The sequence below is a fragment of the Amycolatopsis sp. NPDC024027 genome, from assembly GCF_040638975.1.
In the GTDB taxonomy this organism is placed as follows: domain Bacteria; phylum Actinomycetota; class Actinomycetes; order Mycobacteriales; family Pseudonocardiaceae; genus Amycolatopsis.
This window is the reverse complement of record NZ_JBEZYY010000048.1, coordinates 1-4,988: the sequence shown is the minus strand read 5'-3', so window position 1 is coordinate 4,988 and position 4,988 is coordinate 1. Positions and strand designations below refer to the sequence as shown.

The 4,988-nt window shown below is 73.8% G+C and carries 1 protein-coding gene; it reads right to left on the bottom strand.

Annotated elements, in window-relative coordinates:
• Positions 1-4,988: SDR family NAD(P)-dependent oxidoreductase (locus AB0F52_RS48600; RefSeq protein WP_360186465.1), on the bottom strand; the 4,988-nt coding region annotated here is incomplete at both ends.

The window sequence follows — 4,988 nt, the reverse complement described above, 5'->3', positions numbered from 1 at the left end:
AAGACGAAGACGGTTTTGCCGGGTTCGCGGACGGTTCCGGTGACGAGGCCGGGTGCGGAACGGTCTTGGGCGAGTGCGTGTAGTCCGTCGAGGAGCTCGCCGGTTCCGGTGCCGATGATGACGGCTCGGTGGGTGAACGCGGTGCGGGTCGTGGCCAGCGCGTGGGCGACCTCGGCGGGCGCCGCATCGGGCCGGGCGGTCAGGTGGGTGTGCAGGGCGCGAGCCTGCTCCCGCACCACCTCGGCGGATTGGCCGGAAACGGGCCACGCCACCGGATCCCGGCCGCCATCGGGCCCGGGGCCGGCCGGCCCCGGGCCGTCCTCCGGTGGGGCTTGTTCGAGGATGACGTGGGCGTTGGTGCCGGAGATGCCGAACGAGGAGATCCCGGCGCGGCGGGGACGGTCGCCGGGCCACGGCGTGTTCCGGGTGAGGAGCGTGATCTTGCCGGTGGCCCAGTCGATGTGGGGTGTGGGTTCGTCGGCGTGCAGGGTTTTCGGCAAGGTGGCGTGGTGCATCGCTTGGATCATTTTGATGATGCCGGCGATTCCGGCGGCGGCTTGGGTGTGGCCGATGTTGGATTTGATGGAGCCGAGCCACAGTGGTCGGTCGCGGTCTTGTCCGTAGGTTCCCAGGAGGGCTTGGGCTTCGATGGGGTCGCCGAGGGTGGTGCCGGTGCCGTGGGCTTCGACGGCGTCGATGTCGGCCGGTGAGAGCCGGGCGTTGGCCAGTGCTTGCCGGATGACGCGTTGCTGGGCGAGTCCGTTGGGGGCGGTGAGCCCGTTGCTGGCGCCGTCGTTGTTGATCGCCGAGCCGCGGATGACGCCGAGGATGGGGTGGTCGTTGCGGCGGGCGTCGAAAAGTCGTTCCAGAACGAGAACTCCCGCGCCTTCGGCCCAGCCGGTGCCGTCGGCTCCCGCGCCGAACGGCTTGCACCGCCCGTCGGGCGCCAGCCCCCGTTGCCTGCTGAAGGTGAGGAAGATCGACGGCGTGGTCATCACCGTGGCCCCGCCGGTCAGCACCAGGTCGCATTCGCCGCTGCGCAAGGTCTGACAGCCTTGGTGCAAGGCGACCAAAGCGGAGGAGCACGCCGTGTCCACGGTCACCGCCGGGCCTTCCAGACCCAGCGCATAGGCCACGCGCCCCGAAGCCACACTGCTCATCGCGGACGTCGCGAAGTACCCCTCGAACCCCCGGCCCGGCCGGGCCAGCAGCCGGGTTCCGTAGTCGTTGTAGATCACCCCGGCGAACACGCCGGTGCGGCTGCCGCGCAGGCTCGCCGGGTCGATCCGGGCCCGCTCGATCGCTTCCCACGCCGTTTCCAGCAGCAGCCGCTGCTGAGGGTCCATCGCCGCCGCCTCACGCGGGCTGATCCCGAAGAACTCGGCGTCGAACAGGCCGGCGTCGGACAGGAAGCCGCCTTCCCGCGTGGAGACGGTGCCTGCCCGGTCCGGGTCCGGGTCGTACAGGTCGTCGAGGTCCCAGCCGCGGTTCGCGGGAACCGTCGTGATCGCGTCCCGGCCGCCGGCCACCAGTTCCCACAACTGCTCGGGCGTGGCGACATCGCCCGGGAACCGGCACGCCATGCCCACGATCGCGATGGGTTCGGCCGACGACGCCACCTGCGCGGACACGGCCTGCGCGCTCCCACGGCCGGTGCCTCGAAGCCGCTCCCACAGGTGGCCGGCGAGCCGCGCGGATTCCGGGTGGTCGAAGACCACGGTCGCGGGCAGGTTCAGCCCGGTCGCGGCGTTGAGCCGGTTCCGCAGCTCGACGGCGGTCAGCGAGTCGAGGCCGAGTTCCTTGAACGCGCGGCGCTCGTGCACCGCCTCCGGCGTCCCGAGTCCCAGGACGGTGGCCGTCTCGCCGCGCACCAGCGTCATGACCATGCGGCGCTGGTCGTCCTCGCCGGCCGTGGCGAACCGGTCCGTCCACGGCGCGTCGGCACCGACCACGGCCGGCCGCCGGGCCGGAGCACCGGCCACGGCCGCCAGGACCGGCGACAGCAACCCCGCTCGTGCCCGCGCGCGCATCGCCGGCACGTCCAGGCGGGCCGGGACGACCACGGCGTCGTCCCGCGCCGACGCCGCGTCGAACAGTGCCAGCCCGTCGCCGACCGCCAGCGGCACCAGTCCATCGCGGGTCATCCGGGCGAAGTCGGCGTCGCTCAGCCGTGCCGTCATCCCGCCGGCCTGCTCCCACAGACCCCAGGCCAGCGAGGTCGCCGGCAGTCCGGCCGCCCGCCGGTACCCGGCGAGGACGTCGAGGAACGCGTTGGCTGCCGTGTAACTCGCCTGCCCCGCGCTGCCGACGGTGGCGGTGATCGAAGAGAACAGGACGAAGGCGGTCAGGTCCAGTTCGCGGGTCAGCTCGTGCAGGTTCCACGCGCTGTCGGCCTTGGCGCGCAGCACGGCGTCCACCCGCTCCGGGGTGAGCGAGGCCAGCACCCCGTCGTCGAGGACACCGGCGGTGTGGATCACCGCACGCACCGGGTGCGCGGCCGGCACATCGCCCAGCACCTTGCCGAGCGCGGCCCGGTCGGCCGCGTCGCACGCGGTCACGGTCACCGCGCAGCCGAGCTCGGCCAGCTCGGCCAACGGCTCGTCCAGCCCCGGGGCGTCCCGGCCCGACCTGCTGATGAGCAGCAGCCGGCGGACGCCGTGCTCGACGACGAGGTGACGCGCCAGCCACCGGCCGATACCGCCGGTGCCACCGGTGATCACCACCGTGCCGTCCGGGTCGAACGGCCGGACCGGCCGGTCCGCCGGGGGCGCTGCCCGCAGCCGTGGCACCCGGATGACACCGTCCCGCACGGCCAGCTGCGGCTCGGTGCCGGCCACCGCCGCGCGCACCAGCTCGGGCGTGACGCTGTCGTCGAGGTCCAGCACCACGAGCCGGCCAGGGTGCTCGGCTTGCGCGGTCCGCAGCAGACCCCACACGGACGCGCCGGCCAGGTCGTGCGCGCCGTCGGCGGCGGGCGCCGCGCCCCGGGTCACCACCGCCAGCCGGGTGCCGGCGAGCCGGTCGTCGCCCAGCCAGTCCTGGACCAGTGCCAGCGCCCACCGGGTCGCCGCGTGCGCGTCTTCGGCCGGCGACGCGCCCCCGGCGGGCGGTGCGGTCACCACCACGTCCGGTGGGGTGCCGCCGTCGGCGAGATCGGCGCGTAGCGCCTCGAGGTCCAGGTACGTGTCGATGTTCTCCAGCGGCGCCGGCGGGGCACCGAGGGCGGCGATGACGGTGGCGGAGCCGGTGCCGGTGACCGGGTGGGTGATCCACTCCGGCCGGTACAGCGCCCGATCGGCGAGCGTCGGCCGGGGTGCCGGCCGCAGCGCGAGTGACGCCACCTCGGCGACCGGCGTACCGTCCGCGGCCGTCAGCGTGACCCGTACGGCGTCGGAGCCGGACGGGGACGCGTGCACGCGCAGCGCCGTCGCGCCCGCGCCGTATTGGCGGACCCCCGACCACGCGAACGGCAGCAGTGTGCGCGCGGGATCGAACATCAGCCCCACGACGGGGTGCAGCGCGGCGTCGAGCAGCGCGGGGTGCAGGCCGAACCCACCCGCGTCCTTGATGCCGACTTCGGCGTAGACGTCCTCGCCGTGGCGCCACATCGCGCGCAGGCCACGGAACGCCGGGCCGTACGCGTAACCATGGTCGGCGAGCCGCTCGTAGAGGTCGGCGACGTCCTCGGCGACCGATCCCGGCGGCGGCCACGCGGCCCCGGCCGTCCCGGGCGCCGGGTCGCCGGTGTCGCCGGCCTCGACGGTACCGGTGGCGTGCCGCGTCCAGGCCGGCTGGGAATCGTCGTCGTCGGGCCGCGCGTACACCTCGACCGGGCGGCGGCCGGCCGCGTCGGCCGGCCCGAGGACCAGCTGCGTCCGCAGCGCGGCGTTCTCCGGGAGCACCAGCGGGACCTCCACGGTGAGATCCCGGACGCGCGGAAGGCCGATCCGCGCGCCCGCGGCGAGCGCCAGCTCGACGACGGCCGCGCCGGGCAGCAGCACCGCGCCGCCGACCGCGTGGTCCACCAGCCATGGGTGGACACGCGTGGAAATCCGGTTGGTGAACAGCATCCCGCGCTCGTCGGCGATCGGCACCGACGCGCCCAGCAGCGGGTGGCCGGTCATCTGCAGGCCGACCGCTCGCGCGTCGGCGTCCGCCGTGGTCTCGATCCAGTAGCGGGCGTGCTGGAAGGGGTAGGTGGGCAGGTCGACGGGCCGGCGGTGGCCGCTGGGCCAGGTGACGGCGTGGCCGTGGGTGTGCAGGTGGGCGAGGTTGGTGAGGAAGGCGGTGGGGTTGTGGTGATCGCGGCGCAGTGTCCCGGCGGCGGTGACGGAAGTCCTGCCGGTGGTTTCGGCGGTGTCGGCGACCGCGGTGGTCAGGGTGGGGTGGGCACTGGGTTCGACGAAGGTGTGGTGCCCGGCCGCGAGCAGGGCCCGGGTGGTTTGTTCGAAGCGGACGGTCTCGCGGAGGTTGCGGTACCAGTAGCGGGCGTCGAGTTCGGTGGTGTCGAGGAGGCCGCCGGTGACGGTGGAGTAGAAGGGGATGGTGGCCGGGCGGGGGGTGAGGTCGCGGAGTGCGGTGGTGATGTCGTCGCGCAGGGGTTCGACGGCGGGGGAGTGGGAGGCGTAGGTGACGGGGATGCGGCGGGCTCGGGTGTTCTCCTGCTGACAGGCTTCGAGGAAGGCTTCGAGCTGGGCGGTGTCGCCGGTGACGACGGTGGTGGCGGGACCGTTGGTGGCCGCGATGTGCAGGTCGTCGTAGTCGGTGAGGCGGGCTTCGGCCTCGAGCACCGGGAGTGCGATGGAGGCCATGCCCCCGGTCGGGGGCAGCGTGGTCAGGATCCGGCTGCGGTGGGCGATGATGTGGGCGGAGTCCTGGAGGGTGAGGGCGCCGGCGATGTGGGCGGCGGCGATTTCGCCTTGGGAGTGGCCGATGACGGCGTCGGGGGTGATGCCGTGGTGCTGCCAGAGTCGGGTGAGGGCGATCAT